The organism is Phyllobacterium brassicacearum, from assembly GCF_003010955.1.
GTDB lineage: Bacteria > Pseudomonadota > Alphaproteobacteria > Rhizobiales > Rhizobiaceae > Phyllobacterium > Phyllobacterium brassicacearum.
Window position 1 is genome coordinate 326,304 of the sequence record NZ_PGGO01000001.1, and the last position, 16,541, is coordinate 342,844.

A 16,541-nucleotide genomic window follows, 5' to 3' on the forward strand; every position below is an offset into this window, starting at 1 on the left:
CCCAAGAAAAGTCTGGAAAGAAATATGCCGCCATCACACAGTGCGATTCATCTTCTCCCCTTTCTCCAAGGGGTATCGCTTTGTTTGAAGGAGTCTCCCGCCCATGAAAGTTCTTGTCCTTGGCAGTGGCGTTGTCGGTGTCACATCGGCCTGGTACCTGGCTCAGGCAGGACATGAAGTTGTCGTGGTCGACCGCCAGCCCGGCCCGGCGCTGGAAACAAGCTTTGCCAATGCCGGGGAAATATCGCCGGGCTATTCTTCGCCATGGGCTGGACCGGGCGTCCCCATCAAGGCGATCAAATGGATGCTGATGCATTTCGGACCGTTGGTCGTTCGGCCAAAAGTCGATCCCTACATGGCGCTCTGGGTCCTGCGCATGCTGCGCAACTGCACCTCGGCACGCTATGCCCGCAACAAGGCGCGCATGGTGCCGATTGCCGAGTATAGCCGCGATTGCCTGAAGGCGTTGCGATCCGAAGTAGGCATTGCCTATGACGAACGCACGCAAGGGACGCTGCAGCTCTTTCGCACCCAGAAGCAATATGACGGCACCGGCGGAGACATCGAGGTGCTGAAGCAATTTGGCGTTCCCTATGAACTCCTCGACCCGGCCGGGTGCATCGCTGCAGAACCGGCACTCGCCAACGTCAAAGGCAAATTCGTCGGTGGCCTGCGCCTTCCGGGCGATGAGACCGGTGACTGCCAGATGTTCACCGAAAAGCTCGCGGCACTCTGCGCCGATGAGGGTGTAACATTCCGCTTCAACACGACGATTACTTCGATCAACACCGGCAGCAATCGTATCGCCAGCGTTTCGACCGAAACGGAGGAACTAACGGCTGATGCCTATGTCGTCGCCTTTGGCAGCTATTCGCCGTTCCTGCTGAGGCGCATAGGCGTGCACATCCCGGTCTATCCGATCAAGGGCTATTCAATCACCGCCCCGGTGGCTGACGAGGACGCGGCACCGGTCTCCACTATCATGGACGAAACCTACAAGGTGGCGATCACGCGTCTCGGAAACCGCATTCGCGCGGGCGGTACCGCCGAGATCTCCGGTTACGACCTGAACCTGCGCGATGCGCGCCGGGCGACGCTGCACCACTCGGTCGGCGATCTGTTTCCCGGTGGCGGCGACCTGAGCAAGGCGACTTTCTGGACGGGACTGCGTCCGATGACGCCGGACGGCCCTCCGATCATTGGCGGCGGTACCAAATATTCCAATCTTTACCTCAACACCGGCCACGGCACTCTCGGCTGGACAATGGGGTGCGGTACCGGACGAGTTCTTGCGGACCTCGTCTCGGGAAAATCGCCGGATGTCGATGCGTCACCACTCAATATCAGCCGGTATGGCTGAGACAGTGCGCGGAGCTCAGAATCAGCGCTAAGCCATTTTAAACATTACAAATTGTTAAGGTGAGCATTCAGTTTTCGTTCATCTCGTCGGGCCTAAAACCACAGCGCGTCCCAAGACACCTGTGGTTTCAACCCAACCGCTCAACTGACGAGGTAACGAACATGAAGAAGATAGCTCTGGCTGCACTTGCCATCTCCCTGATCGCGACGCCGGCTGCCTTTGCGCAGCAGCAAAACTACAGGGGCCACGGGTATGGCCACCAGCAGAAAGAGGTGATCGTCAAGAAGAAGGTCGTCGTCAAGAAAACACGCTGGTCGCGTGGCCACGCCCTTCCTTCGAGCTATCGCCGCAATGTGGTGCGCGACTATCATCGTTATCATTTGCGCACGCCACCGCGCGGCTACCAGTGGGTACGAGCGGACAATGATTATGTCATGATCAGTATTGCCACCGGTATGATCTCGACGCTGGTGCAGATCCGCTAGCGCCTGTAAACATCGACAAACGGCGTCCATCGGGCGCCGCTTTTTCGTTCAATCGACAAATATCCGCACGCTTGCCGCGCGGCCGATAGAATCGATAACCGTGAGGGTGGAATAGCCGCCGCCATCCGGCACCCACTGATTGACACGGCGGCGTGAGGTCTCCGGCAGGGGCCTGCCATTGGCGAGCCAACGAAAAGGCGCCCTGCCGCCCTGGAGCTTCAGGGCAAGCGGCATGATCTCGCCACCAGCGGTTGCCCCGAGTTCTATACGTGCGCCTTCCGGCGGATAAATGATCTGCGGGGCGGGTTCGCGCGTCGAGGCGAGCAGTCCGCTCGAATTCATGGAGAAACGCCGCTGACTCACCGGCAATTGCGCCTGCGCGATACGGACAGCGGCGGCAGGCGCTGGTATCAGGGGCGTGATGGCGACGCCGGACTTGGCAAAGCCCTCGAATAGGATGGGGGCGGCTGAGCCGTAACCGGTGAGGCCGGGGACCGCGCCATTATCCGGCCTGCCGACCCAGACGCCCAGGACATAATTGCCGTCAAACCCAACGGACCAGGCATCGCGATAGCCATAGCTTGTGCCGGTCTTGTAGGCGATACCGCGCTGGCCTGCCCCGACCGGCGGAAGCACGCCGGACAAAATGTCGGCAACGTGCCATGCGGCCACAGGTTTAAGCAGCGGTTCACCCTCGATGGTACCGGGCTTATCCTGGATACCGTCACCAAGTTGTACCGGCCGACCGCGATTGGCCAGGCCCGCATAGAGCTGCACCAGATCCTTCAACGTGATGCCGACACCGCCAAGGCCGATGGCGAGGCCTGGCGCTTCGTTGGGCGGCAGAATGGGCCGCACTTCCGCACGGCGGAACCGGACCATGAGCCGCGTCGGACCGACTGCGTCGAGCAGGCGAACGGCAGGCACGTTGAGCGAGAGTTGCAATGCCTGTCTGATGCTTACATCGCCCTGGTAGCTCATGTCGAAATTGCGCGGCCGGTAGCCGAAGAAATCGGCGGGACGGTCTTCGATGATGGTCTCCTGGCTGACCAGCCCATCTTCAAACGCCAGGCCATAGATGAAGGGTTTCAGCGTCGAACCGGGCGATCGATTGATGCGGGTCATGTCGATCCAGCCGGAACGGCTCGCATCAAAATAATCAGCGGAACCAACCTCGCTGACAATCTCGCCAGTGCGAACATCGGCCATGACCATCGCAACGGAGACTTTCGGGCCGAGCTTGCCCGCCGCATCTTTCGCAACAGTTTCAAGCCCCTTCTGGATGGAGCGATGCAAGGTGGTCCTGTGGCGTTTTACCTGCGGTTCCTTGCGCTGTGCGGCTTCCGCGAGATGGGCAGCATAGGCCGGGAGTTGCAGTCGGCGCGATGGGATCGGCGCTAGCCCTGCCCGTTCGGCCTCGCCTTCACCCACAACCCTTTCGACCGCCATTCGGTGCAGGACACGGCTGCGGGCCGCCTCAGCCAAGGCGAGGTTGCGGTCCGGCCTGCGCCTTTCCGGCAATTGCGGCAGGGCAACGAGCAGTGCCGATTGCGCCACGGTCAGGCGGCGCGGTTCCTTGCCGAAGTAAGCAAGGCTTGCCGAGCGTATCCCTTCGAGATTGCCGCCATAGGGGGCGAGCGTCAGATAGAGATCGAGAATTTGCGCCTTGCTCAGACGACGCTCGATCTGCAAGGCGCGAGCAAGCTGCTGAAATTTTGCCGTGGGCGACCGTCCCGCGCGCGGCTCGATCAACCGGGCGACCTGCATCGACAGGGTCGACGCCCCGGAAACAATGCGGCCGTTGCTGGCCAGTTGGAGCGCAGCGCGCGCCAACGCAATGGGATCAACGCCGCGGTGCTGCCAGAAGCGCTGATCCTCATAGGCGATCAACATCGCTAGGAATTGCGGATCGACGTCCTTTGCTGTGGTGCCGAGCCGCCACCGACCCTGAGAGGTCGCGAAGGCCCGCAACAACTGGCCATCGGAGTCCAGGACTTCTGTCGACACTTCGCTCGCTCGTTGAAGCGGCGGTGGGAACGCACGGTCTGCCGCATCAAGGCCAAAGGCCAGCACCGTGGCCAGAACCAGATTGGCCGAGACACCGATGCAGAATGTTCGCCAGACAGTCATTATTGTGCTGCGACGACCTCCATGCGGCCGGTTGCCGTGCGCGCCGAGAACTGTGGACGGTACATGTCCTCGACACTGGCTGCCGGATGATCATAGGTGCCCGGCGTCACCGCCCGGACGACGTAAGCAAGGGTCATTTCGCCGTTGTCACCGGACATCCGGTCGAAGGCGGCGACAAAGCGATCGCTACGGAACTCCGTATGGGCGGCTTCCACTTCGCCGATCCAGTCAAAGTTCGAAAGGCTGGCACTGTTGACGAGACCGGGATTGTCGATCTCGAAACCGGCCGGCAGAAGATCGGTAATCAGGACCCGTGACGGCCAGCTGTTGGTTTCGGTCACCTTCAGAACGACCACATAGCGTTCATTCTGCTTGGCCTCGCTGACATTCGCCGCCTGACCGTCGAGCGTGTAATAGGTCCGCTCTATGCTGAACCCATCACCGCCGGCCGGCAGGGGCTGCGCCGGGGAAGCAACCGTCGTGACAACTGCGGAAACAGGCTCGGTCGAGGCATTGGTGATGGTCACAGGCTGGGCAAGCAGTTCGTCTCCGGTCAGACGCGCAACATAGCCGCCGGCATGGGCAGCGCCATTGATGTCGAGCTTCAGGTCCTTGTCGCCGCCCTGGATAGCGCGAGCGGCAAGCAACATCCACGTCTGTTCCTGTGTGCTTGTATAGGGCTTGCGCTCCCATTGCTCCGACACGATCTTCGAAAGTTGCGGGATGATCGGCGGGACTGGACGGCTTTCGGCTGCAAGTGCCAGAACGGCAGCATCATCGCGCAGCGAGGAGCCGTAGTCGGAACGGACCAGGCTGACATTGGTCACCAATGTCGATTGCTGCAGGGCATCGGTGAAGATGCTCTGCGAACGCTGCGCATCGCCATAGAGTGACAGAGCCGCCGCGAGATGTGCGCGGGCCAGCGGTGTCGGAAACTCTGCGAGTTTCGTATCCGCATAGTAGCGCAGATCGCTGATCGCGGCCTTACGATTGCGTGCAAGGACGTAAAGCGCATAGGCGATCTCATTGCCCTGGTCCTTGACGTTGACGTCATAGCTCAGCGAGTTCTGCAGGTTTTCCAATGCCTGCGCGAGCGCCTCTTCCGGCACCTCGTATTTCTGCTCGCGGGCACGCGTCAGGAAATCCGTGACATAGGCGTCGAGCCACAGATCGCCTGAACCGGGGCTCCACAGTCCGAAACTACCGGACGAAGCCTGGTAGGACAGAACGCGGTAGATCGCCTCCTGCACGCGCTTCTGTACCTCGCCATCCTCGGCAATGCCGGATTGTTTGGCGAGTTCACTCATGTAGAGCAGTGGCAAGGCACGGCTCGTTGTCTGCTCGGCACAACCATAGGGATAGCGGTCCAGCGTCATCAGCAAGGCCGGGATGTCGAACGCAGCCGAACGGGTAACGTTGAGGCTGACCGAGGCACCCTGCAGGATGTTGCCGGCCAGCAATTCGCCGTCGACCTTGAGGCTGCTGTTCGGTGCCACCTTGATTGGCTTGCGTACCGTCATCGGCAGGGTTGCGGGACGGACCGGAACATTCAGTGATTGTTCCAATGAAAGGCCGGCAGCATTGGACAATTTGATCGAAACAACGCCATCGCCTGGATGTTCGCCGGTGAGCGGCAGCGTCAGGTCAAACTTGCCACCGGCGCTCAGATTGACGGTCTGCGATGCACCTGGCTGATTGACGCTGACTACAGGGTTGCTGGTGACCTGCAACTGGTAATCACCAGCCGGAGCGTCCGTGTTGGCAATGTCGAACCGCAATGATGATTTGTCACCGGGCGCGAGGAACTTCGGCATGCTCGCCGTCACCACGACGGGATCGCGGATGACCACATCCGATGTGGCGTGCCCCACCCCTGTCTTCGACCAGGAAACAGCCATCAGCCGGGCCGTCCCATTGAACTGCGGAATGTCGAAACTGACATTGGCCTTGCCCTGCGGATCAAGCTTCACAGGTCCGGAAAAGAACGCGACCAGCTTCTCGGTCGGCGGGCTGCCCTGCATCGGCATCTGTGCACCGTCACCACCCGTTCGCAGCTTGCCGGTGACGCCTTGCGAGCCATCGATAAGGCGCCCGTAGAGATCGCGGATTTCGAGGCCCAACTGGCGCTGGCCGAAATACCAGCCATCGGGATTGGGCGCTTCGTAACGGGTCAGATTGAGGATGCCGACATCAACAGCGGCGACAGTAACGAAGGCATTCTCATTGGCACCCGCCCCTGTCACCTGCAGCGCGATGTTCAACGGCTTGCGCGGTTCGGTCTTCTGCGGAGCCTCCAGCTTCACCGCGAGATTGCGATCGCCGGGGCTGACATTGAGCCATTTGATGCCGATGGCGCGCATGGGCATATGGGTTTCCTGCGCATCGCCTGGACGGAACAATGTGGCGGTTAAGTAGGCGCCTGCACCCCAATCGGCGGTGACCGGGATTTCGATTTCGCCGCCCTCTGCCCGAATGCTTGCCCGCTTCGTAGCAAGCAGGCTTTCAGCGCCGACAGTGACCAGAAGTTCTCCGGCAAAGCGCGGCGACACTTTCAGCTTTGCGGTATCGCCGGCGACATAGTTGTCCTTGTCGAGAGCAATTTCGAGCCCGTCCGGCGTTTCCGTCGAAGTTGCAGCGACGTAGTAGCCTGCATCGAATTCAACGCTAGAAGCCGGCCCATCAGCGGCAGCGGTTTCCACTTCCAGATGGAAACGGCCCCAGGTAACCGGAACTGATATCTCGGCTCCATCCGGGGTTGCGTTCACCACGCCGTTGGCGATCTGCTTGGTTGACAGGATCGGTTCGTATTTCCACGAATTGCCGTCGCGATACCACTGGTAGTTGCGCTCGACGCTGACGAGTTTCCACTCGAGACCTTGCATCGCTTGTTTCAGGCCATTCTGATCGACCGCAATGACATGGAATTTCCCAATGGAGTTTTCGGCGAGGTCGCCGGAAAACTCCGGCTTGATGCCGATCATCGATCCTTCTGACTTGACCGGAAGCGTCAGCGTGCGCTCGACCGCGCGACCGCCTGCTTCCTGCATGCGCACAACAACGTCGGCATTGATCAATTGTGTAGTGGAAGGCACATCGCTCAATGAGACGTCGAAAGTTGCCTTACCGTCATCATCCAGTGCCTGCAGATCTTCGAGCGGGATACGCGTGTCTTCGCTTGCCTGCTCGTCGGCGAGACCAAAGAAATAACCCTTGAAATCAGCGCTTTCGCGGGTCGGCTTCAGGGCAATTTCACCCTCCAGATTGAGCCCCGCAGCAGGGGCGCCGTAAAGATAGCGGCCGTCGACCTTAACGGGCGTCGGCTTGCCCACTTCAAGCGCCTTGGCATCACTGGTCAGGTCGAACTCGACACGATCCGGTACGAAATCTTCAACCAGGAACTGTTTCTCTGCGATCGGCGAACTCTTGGGATCCGTGAATATCTGCATGGTCCAAGTGCCGCGCATGGAATTGGCTTGCAGCGCGAGATCGAGGGTGTGGCCTCCGAGATTGGCACCGTCGCTGACCATGCGGCGATCTTCGACGCCGTCGGGGCGTTTGAAAACGAATGTCAACGGCAGTTGTTCGATGGCATTGGCTGCATTGTCGCGGGCGAGCGCCGAGGCATGTACGGTCTCACCAGCGCGGTAGATGCCGCGTTCGGTCCAGGCGAGAATGTCGATGGCGCCAGGCGCAGGACGTCCCGTCACGCCGCGATCCGACAGATCGAAGCCTGCTCTGGTCATATCCAGAAAGACGTAGTCGGCATCGCCGTTCTTGGCGGTGATCACGGCCGGTTCCATCGCCGCGGTGCCACGCATCAGCCCGGCCGTGAAGGTGGCCCTGCCCTCGGTGTCGGTAACGGCGGTGCCGAGAATCTCATTGTTCTTGGCGAGAAGCTGCAGTTCCATACCGATGAGTGGCTGTGCCGTCGCGAGCGAGCGGGCAAAGACGTTCAGGCCATCAGTGCCCGCATAGGTGGAGAGGCCAATGTCTGAGACGACAAACCATTGGGTCGCCTGCGCATCCCATTCCTCGGTCTTTGCATCCGGCGAGACAGCGGTAAGGACATAGACCCCAGGCTTGCGCTGGGGTAAGGCTTCATCGACGGGGAAGCTTGTGACGACATCCTTGTTGAGTTCGGACTGGATATCGATCGCACCTTGCCAGACGAGTTCGCCAGCCTCGTCCTGCATACGCTGGGCATTGAAACCATCGATCTGGGTGAGGAACTGCGAGCTCGTCATCAACGGTGCGAGCCCGCGATCGCCAATACGATAAAGCTTGAGGTTGGCGCTTGTGGTGTTGACGGAGACGATGGGGATGCCACGCCGAGCGGTGCTCGGCAGGACAAAACTATCGCCGGTGAAGCGCACCATGGCCGAACGATCCTTGATGTAGATGTCAAGATCGACTGGCGCTTCAAGAGATTCACCGACAGAAGATGGCAGACCGGGACGGAACGCAAATTTGTAGCGCTGGCCATGTTCGAGACCTTCAACACAGATCTCGCTGCCCCTGGCTTCGACAGCCTTGGGGGCGGAACCATTTAGAGTGACGAATGGCGCATAGTCCGTACCCATCTTCACCAGCGGATCAGAGAACTGCACGCAAGCGCGGGGCGTAGCGCTGTCCGCATCGATGGTGTGGTTCACTACACGGAAGCCCTGACGCGCCCTCAGGTCGAGGTAGGCGGTCTCGACTATCTTGTCGTTCACCAGCGCGAGACTGGCTTTGTAGGCATCGAGCGATCCACGGTAGTTTTCGGCGCTCTGAAGGGCCCCCGCCAGCGCTGCCAGCGCATCAGCACGGCTCTGAGCGGTACGCGTGAGCTGATAGCCATTCAACGCCGCAAGTGCTGCCTGCCCGGCGATAGTGGTGTTTCTCGAATCCTGGTTGGCGGCGCGAGCCGTCTCAATCCAAAGCTCGGCATTATCCGGCATGACAGCCAGAGCGCCCTTGAAAGCGTTAAGCGCATTGGCGACGTTCCCGGCAGCGAGCTCGCGCCGTGCTGCGGCGACGAGACCCTCGACGCCTTGCGCCTTCTGTTCGTCGGTCAATGACAAAGTTGCCTTGGCCTGACGTGCATCCTGAAGCAGCAGTTCGGATACGAATTGCAGCTTCGGAGGCGCGCCGATATCCGGTTCGGCAGCGGTCTCGACGACCTTGCCGGCGACCGACCCCGGGGCACTCTTGAGCTGATTGAAATCAGACTTCAGAAAGCACCATTTCACCTTGGGGTTGTAGGTAAACGCCTTGCAGGACCGATCGGCCAGGCAAACAAGTTCGCATTGATCCAGCGTGACGTCTTGCTCCGTGCGCAGGTCAAAACCGAAATAATCACCATCCTGGGTTGTGACCACATCGCGATTGGTTTCTGCCGCACCAAGCGGCAGGGAGGCAGCGAAAACGGAGAGAAGCAATACGGAAAACCCGATAACCGCGCGCATAGACATAATGTCCTCCCACCGCTGCTAATCCAGATGTCCGGCACTCTTCAAAGTTCGGTCCAACTTGTCAACAGATCAAGCGGCTTAGGTCATTTTCTCTTGCGCAATTTCGGCACGGATCCAGCGCTGGAAATTCAACATCTGTACCGACGGCTTGCGGTTTTTCGGTGATACCAGCCAATAGGCGATGGAGGATGGTATGCGTGCCGGAAATGGCGCAACCAGCCGCCCATCAGCCAGCGCATCGTGGACAAAGAGATCCCAAGCCAGCATGATGCCTTGCCCGCTGATCGTGGCTTCGAGGCCGAGCCAAGGATCAGTGAAGGTCGGACCATCAAACGGCAGAGGCCCGGCAAGTCCGGTTGCGGCCTGCCAATCGTCCCAGCTGAACATCGGATTCTCGTAACAAATGATCGGCTGGTTGAAAATGTCGGCCGGCCCCTGCAGGCGTTCGGCAAAGGCGGGTGTGCAGACAGGAAACATTCGCTGCGGCAGCAGGCATTCCGGCGCGCCGTCCTGCCAGTCCCCGCTGCCCAGTCTTATGGCGAGATCGATGTCCGAGCTTTTCAGATCGACAATGCCTGGCGAGGGATCGATGCGGATCTTGAGATCTGGATGCGCCGCGCGCAAGCGCCCGAGGCGCGGGACGAGCCATTTCGAAGCGAAGGTCGGGGCAACGGAAAGCAACAGGGTCTGGTCGGTGCCGTCGGCAAGCGCCACAGCTCTGGAAAGCTGTTGGAAGCCGTCTTCCAGTTTGGCGAGAAAGCTCTTGCCAAATGACGTCGGTACCAACCCTCCTCGCGTCCTGTCAAATATCGCGTGACCGATTTGTGCTTCGGTGCGGATCAATTGCTGACTGACAGCGCTCACCGATACGCCGAGTTCGCCCGCCGCCTTTGGCAAAGACCCCAGGCGCCCGATTGCCTCCACGGCTTTCAAGCCATTCAGATGAACGCGATTCAAGTTCTTCATCAAGATTTTCTTCACATCGGTTTCGGCAATCTGGATTGCGGCTCGCATTAATCACGAACAAAATAGCGCATATTTAGAAATTCAGGGATGGATGAAATGAAGATTTTCTCTCTACTCCGAATTCTGTCCAAGTGGTCCCGCGGTGATGATGCGCCCGCTGACTGGCATCGCGATCCCCTGTCGCACCCGGCACTGGAGGCCATGTGCCTCGACCAACTGGCAGACCTGCCGTTCGATCCGCGAACCGTCTGCAGGCAATGAAATAAAGGGTCGCGTGCGGCCCTTCCTGACTTACCTCACAAGCATCATTTGAAAAGGATTGCCGCCTGTTGCAGCGTCATCCACACACCCCAAAGGATCGGGATGCCGACGGCCGCCCAGGCGAGCACCGCCTTGGCATCAAGCCCGCCATGACCAATGCCAAATGAGCCGGACGGTCCGGCCGCGCTTGTCTTCGTCTTGGCCTGGAGCGCCGCTACTTCAGCATCCGGCATGAACCATTTCGGTGCGAGCGGACGAACGAACAGATTGGCGATTAGCCCGAGTGCCAACATCCCGGCGAGGATATACATGGTGCGATCGTAGACCTGATCGCGAGGCACGCCGGCGCTGATCTGAAACTCGCGAATGTAGTTGACCACGACAGGCCCCACGATGCCCGCCGTTGCCCATGCGGTGAGCAACCGGCCGTGGATGGCACCAACGAATTGCGTGCCAAAGATATCGGCGAGATAGGCGGGAACAGTGGCGAAACCGCCGCCATACATGGACAGGATCACGCAGAAAATGGCGACGAACAGAGCCTGGCTGCCCATATGCGCGGCTGTCGGCGCCAGCGCATAAAGGACGATGCCGAGCGCGAAGAAGGTGAAGTATGTCGCCTTGCGGCCGAGACGATCCGACAGCGATGCCCAGAAGAAGCGGCCGCCAATATTGAAGAGCGAGAGCAGGCCCGCAAAGCCGGCAGCGATCGACGCGATGGCAGTCTTTTGGCCGGCATCGAGCTGCGTGAAGCTTAACTCCGGCAGGCCGATCAGCTTGCCCGCGAAAATCTCCTGCAGCATTGGAGAAGCCATGCCGATGACGCCGATGCCGGCAGAGACGTTGAGGCAGAGCACCGCCCAGATCAGCCAGAACTGCTTTGTCTTGTGCGCATCCCGCAGATGAACATGGCGGGTGGTGATCATGGCCTTGGCATCAGCGGGCGGTGACCAGCCTTCAGGACGCCAGTTGGCCGGCGGGATACGATAGCCGAAGGCCCCGCACATCATGAAGACGAAATAGCCTGCAGCCATGACCAGGAATGTCTGCCATACACCGACAGAGTCCGGTGTCTTGAAATGGTTCATCAGCAGGTTCGCGAGGGGTGCGCCGATCATCGCGCCACCGCCAAATCCCATGATTGCCATGCCGGTGGCCATGCCACGGCGATCCGGGAACCATTTGATCAGGGTAGAAACCGGAGAGATGTAACCAAGACCGAGGCCGATGCCGCCGATGACACCCGAGCCAATCCACATCAGCCAGAGTTGATGGGTGATGACGCCGATTGCTGCCAGAACCATGCCGCCACACCAGCACAATGCCGAGACGACGCCTGCCTTGCGCGGGCCGGCGCGCTCGAGCCAGCCACCCCAGATGGCCGCCGAGCAGCCAAGCAGGACGAAGCACAGGGTGTAAATCCAGCCGAGATCACTGACGCGCCAGTCGCAGCTTGTGGTGAACAACGCGGTCAAGAGGTTGAGATCGGCGCAGGCGGCGGATTGTTCCGCACCGATGGCCCGTGACAAGGGCAGCCAGAAAACGCTGAAACCATAGGCCATGCCGATACAAAGATGGATGGCCAACGCGGCCGGCGGTACCAACCAGCGGTTGAAACCTGCCTTGGCGACGATGCGCTCCCTGTCCAGAATACCCGGACTACCCAATGCGCCTGCTTCTGCCCGATCTGTTACTGACATGACGAGTTTCTCCTCCCACCTGCTGGTAGATGATTCATGTTCAAAAACGAGTTAGATCAGCGATACTTGGAGTTTCCTCCTCGTTGCCGAGAACGGCGGTACGTGAAGATTATCAGGCCGGAACCGGCCCTGGCTTGCGGATTTGCTTTGCGGCCTCGATGACGAGAGGATCGAGGCCATTGTCGTCCTGATCGAGGATAGTGAACAGCTGCGCGCGCATGCGCGGCTCCCAGAAATGATTGATATGGTCGGCAACGCCCGCCACGGCCTCATCCTTCGGCTGAGTATGGAAGAACATCGCTATCTGATTGGCCATGTAGACCAGCTTGTCGGCGGTTGTCTTGTGGCTCTTGCTATCCATATTGCACCATTCGAACGGACGGAGATTGAACAAGTGTCGATGCGGCGGGGTCGGGATTCGGTTTCGGCGCCGCATTGCCGAGAAAGACATCGTTCGAGCCGGTCGCCAGCTCGACAGAAATCAGCGGGATACGCTCATGACGCGTGAAGACGTCAAACTCATCACCTCTGACGAGTGCAATCAGGGTCATTCCGGCCGCATGCGCCGTGCGGATTGCGAGGGCCGTCGGCGCCGAAACAGCTATCAGGATCGGGCTGCCTATGATCGCCGTTTTCTGCACCATCTCGATCGACACCCGGCTGGTGATGACCACGGCTCCGGTTTCGCCCTTGATGCCGGCGCGGCAGAGCGCCCCGGCGAGCTTGTCCAGCGCATTGTGACGGCCGACGTCTTCGCGCGCCGCGACGATGCCTTTTCCCGGAATATAGAAGCCGGCGGCGTGAACCGCGCCGGTCTCGCTGTGCAGCGGCTGCACTTCAGAGAGCAGCCTCACTGCCTCGGCGATTTCATTCGGCGTCAGTTTGAGCCCTACCCGGTGCACCGAAGCAACCGGCTTCAACGCTTGCTCGATCGACTCGATGCCGCATAAACCGCAACCAACAGGACCGGCCATACGCCGGCGGCGATCGGTCAGTTCCTGGCCTGCCTCGCTGGCAAGACGTATCTGGATATCGACGCCCTCGTTATGTTCCTCGACATTGATCTCGCTGATCTCATCGATCTGCGAAATGATGCCTTCCGACAGGCTGAAACCGACCGCGAAATCTTCAACATCCGCAGGCGTCGCCATCATGACCGCATGGGTCGTGCCATTATAGCTGAAGGCGACCGGTGTCTCTTCGGGCACCATCCGGCTGTCTGTCGCATAGGCTTCACCCGAGTCCTTGCGGCGGCGGGTGATGCGTGGCACAGGCAACCTTGTGGGGCGCGATTGCATAACTATTCGGCCGCGTCCAGTACGGGGGCAATGCGCCTGCTCCGGCGGGCCTGCTCGTCATATTTGAGCTGCCAGTCGCTCGGACCGTTCGATGCGCCGACCTGAACCGCCGTCACCTTGTATTCCGGACAATTGGTCGCCCAATCAGAGAAATCAGTGGTGATGACGTTGGCCTGCGTCGTCGGATGGTGGAAGGTCGTATAGACCACTCCCGTCGATACCCGATCGGTAATGAGTGCCCGAAGCGTCGTTTCACCGGAACGGCTGGTGACTTTCACCCAGTCGCCATCCCGGATACCGCGCTGTTCCGCATCGTGCGGATGGATCTCAAGCCGGTCTTCTTCATGCCAAATGACATTGTCCGTGCGGCGCGTCTGCGCACCGACATTGTATTGCGAGAGGATGCGGCCGGTGGTGAGCAGCAGCGGGAAGCGCGGTCCAGTACGCTCGTCGGTAGCCACATATTCGGTGCGGATGAACTTGCCCTTGCCGCGCGCGAAGCTCTCGATGTGCATGACGGGCGTTCCCAAAGGCGCCTTTTCATTGCACGGCCACTGCACTGAACCTTCCCTATCCAGAAGATCAAAGGACACACCGGCAAAGCTTGGCGTCGTCAATGCAACTTCATCCATGATCTCGGAAGGATGTGTGTAGTTCCAGTTCAGGCCCATCGTCTTGGCAAGGTTCTGGGTGACCTCCCAGTCAGCATAGCCATTTTTCGGGCTCATGACCTTGCGCACGCGATTGATGCGGCGCTCGGCATTGGTAAAGGTGCCGTCCTTCTCGAGGAAGGTCGATCCCGGCAGGAAGACGTGGGCATAGTTGGCGGTTTCGTTGAGGAAGAGGTCATGCACGACCACGCATTCCATCGCGGCGAGACCGGCGGCAACGTGCTTGGTATCGGGATCTGACTGCAGAATGTCTTCGCCCTGGATGTAGATGCCCTTGAACGTGCCGTCGACGGCGGCGTCAAGCATGTTGGGGATGCGCAGTCCGGGTTCATCCTGCAGTTTGATGCCCCACAGCTTGTCGAAGATGTCGCGTGTGGATTCGTCCGAGATATGGCGGTAGCCCGGCAGTTCATGCGGGAACGAGCCCATGTCGCAGGAACCCTGCACATTGTTCTGGCCACGCAGGGGGTTCACACCGACGCCCTTGCGGCCGATATTGCCGGTCGCCATGGCGAGATTGGCGATGGCCATGACCGTTGTCGAGCCCTGGCTGTGTTCGGTGACGCCGAGGCCATAGTAGATTGAGCCATTGCCGCCGGTGGCGAAGAGGCGTGCTGCCTCACGCAGCAATTGCGGCGAAACACCGGAAATCTGCTCGATGGCCTCGGGGCTGTGTTCCGGGGAGGACACAAAGGCGGCCCAATCCTGGAATTCGTCCCAATCGCAGCGCTCGCGGATGAATTTTTCGTCGAACAGGCCCTCTGTGACAATGACATGCGCCATCGACGTGACCACAGCCACATTGGTGCCGGGACGCAGCGGCAGATGATACGACGCTTCCACATGGGGCGTGCGCACGAGGTCGATGCGGCGCGGATCGACGATGATCAGCTTCGCACCCTTGCGCAGGCGCTTCTTCAGCCGCGAGGCGAACACTGGATGGCCGTCAGTCGGATTCGCACCGATGATCATCACCACATCGGTGTGCTCGACGCTGTCGAAATCCTGTGTGCCGGCGGAGGTGCCGAAGGTCTGCCTGAGGCCATAACCCGTCGGTGAATGGCAAACGCGGGCGCAAGTGTCGACATTGTTGTTGCCGAAGCCTGCGCGAACCAGCTTCTGGACGAGGTACGTCTCTTCATTGGTGCAGCGGGAGGATGTGATGCCGCCAATGGAATTGCGGCCAAACTGGTACTGGATGCGGCGGAATTCATTCGCGACGTGCTTGTATGCTTCGTCCCAAGTGACTTCACGCCACGGATCCGAGATCTTCTCGCGGATCATCGGGTTGAGGATGCGATCCTTGTGGGTCGAATAACCATACGCAAAGCGGCCCTTGACGCAGGAATGGCCGCGATTGGCCTTGCCATCCTTCCAGGGCACCATACGCACGAGTTCTTCACCGCGCATTTCCGCCTTGAATGAGCAACCCACACCACAATAAGCGCAGGTGGTGACTTTGGAGTGCTCCGGCTGGCCGATTTCGATGACCGACTTTTCGGTGAGCGTCGCCGTCGGGCAGGCCTGAACACAGGCACCGCAGGAGACGCACTCGCTGTCGATGAAATTATCATGAGCGCCAGAAGCAACCCGGCTGTTGAAGCCGCGTCCCTCGATGGTCAGTGCGTACGTGCCCTGCACTTCCTCGCAGGCGCGGACACACAGCGAACAGACAATGCATTTGGAAGGATCATAGGTGAAATAGGGATTGGATTCGTCCTTCGGCAGCCAGCGATCGTTCGCAACGCCTCCGGCCTTGGCGAAAACGTGGTTGTCGCCCTCATAGCCGTAACGCACATCGCGGAGGCCGACAGCCCCCGCCATATCCTGCAATTCGCAATCGCCGTTGGCAGCGCAGGTCAGGCAATCGAGCGGATGGTCGGAAATATAGAGTTCCATCACGCCTTTGCGGATGTCCTTCAGACGCTGCGTCTGGGTACGGACAATAAGACCTTCCATTGCGGGCGTCGTGCACGAGGCAGGTGTGCCATTGCGACCTTCGATCTCAACCAGGCAAAGGCGGCAGGAGCCGAACGCATCGACCATGTCGGTGGCGCAGAGCTTGGGCACCTTGATGCCGGCCTCCATCGAGGCGCGCATGATCGACGTGCCTTCGGGTACAGTGACCTCGTTGCCGTCGATGGTCAGCGTGATCATCTTTTCCGAGGTGCCGGCGGGTGTACCGTAATCGATTTCTTCAATCAGAGACATTATGAA

At 59.8% G+C, this 16,541-nt stretch carries 10 protein-coding genes; 3 read left to right on the plus strand and 7 right to left on the minus strand.

Going from position 1 to position 16,541, the window contains the following annotated elements; genetic code table 11:
- Positions 1-103 precede the first annotated feature (103 nt).
- On the plus strand, positions 104-1,360 hold the full coding sequence (locus CU102_RS01645) for a D-amino acid dehydrogenase (protein WP_106709204.1): 1,257 nt from the start codon (positions 104-106) through the stop codon (positions 1,358-1,360).
- 161 nt (positions 1,361-1,521) lie between these two features.
- Positions 1,522-1,845, plus strand: a complete 324-nt coding sequence (locus CU102_RS01650; RefSeq protein ID WP_106709205.1) for an RcnB family protein — start codon at positions 1,522-1,524, stop codon at positions 1,843-1,845.
- Positions 1,846-1,893: 48 nt separating this feature from the next.
- Here the strand turns inward: CU102_RS01650 and pbpC are convergent, their stop codons facing one another.
- The 3 genes from pbpC to CU102_RS01665 form a co-directional block, all read right to left on the minus strand.
- On the minus strand, positions 1,894-3,975 hold the full coding sequence (pbpC, locus tag CU102_RS01655; protein ID WP_106709206.1) for a penicillin-binding protein 1C: 2,082 nt from the start codon (positions 3,973-3,975) through the stop codon (positions 1,894-1,896).
- Entirely contained in the window at positions 3,975-9,422 is a 5,448-nt protein-coding gene (locus CU102_RS01660; RefSeq protein WP_106709207.1) for an alpha-2-macroglobulin family protein, read from the minus strand. The genes pbpC and CU102_RS01660 overlap by 1 nt, the downstream gene beginning before the upstream one ends.
- An 84-nt stretch (positions 9,423-9,506) precedes the next feature.
- Positions 9,507-10,394, minus strand: coding sequence for a LysR substrate-binding domain-containing protein (locus CU102_RS01665; RefSeq protein WP_106709438.1), 888 nt, complete (start codon positions 10,392-10,394; stop codon positions 9,507-9,509).
- A gap of 96 nt (positions 10,395-10,490) precedes the next feature.
- On the opposite strand from CU102_RS01665, the gene CU102_RS29635 reads away from it, so the two are divergent.
- Complete coding sequence (locus CU102_RS29635; protein WP_166648291.1) at positions 10,491-10,655, plus strand: hypothetical protein; 165 nt, start codon at positions 10,491-10,493, stop codon at positions 10,653-10,655.
- Between the two features lie 44 nt (positions 10,656-10,699).
- Here CU102_RS29635 and CU102_RS01670 read toward each other — a convergent pair whose 3' ends face one another.
- The 4 genes from CU102_RS01670 to fdhF all read right to left on the minus strand — a co-directional run bounded on the left by CU102_RS01670 (position 10,700) and on the right by fdhF (position 16,535).
- Positions 10,700-12,355 (minus strand): OFA family MFS transporter, encoded by a 1,656-nt coding sequence (locus CU102_RS01670; RefSeq protein ID WP_106709208.1) that lies wholly within the window; start codon positions 12,353-12,355, stop codon positions 10,700-10,702.
- Between the two features lie 112 nt (positions 12,356-12,467).
- A complete protein-coding gene (locus tag CU102_RS01675) occupies positions 12,468-12,716 on the minus strand; it encodes a formate dehydrogenase subunit delta (RefSeq protein WP_106709209.1) in 249 nt (82 codons plus the stop codon).
- Positions 12,709-13,653, minus strand: a complete 945-nt coding sequence (gene fdhD / locus CU102_RS01680) for a formate dehydrogenase accessory sulfurtransferase FdhD (RefSeq protein ID WP_106709210.1) — start codon at positions 13,651-13,653, stop codon at positions 12,709-12,711. The genes CU102_RS01675 and fdhD overlap by 8 nt, the downstream gene beginning before the upstream one ends.
- A 2-nt stretch (positions 13,654-13,655) precedes the next feature.
- Positions 13,656-16,535 carry a formate dehydrogenase subunit alpha gene (gene fdhF, locus CU102_RS01685; RefSeq protein WP_106709211.1) on the minus strand — a complete coding sequence of 960 codons (2,880 nt, stop codon included), beginning with the start codon at positions 16,533-16,535 and terminating at the stop codon, positions 13,656-13,658.
- Positions 16,536-16,541: the final 6 nt, after the last annotated feature.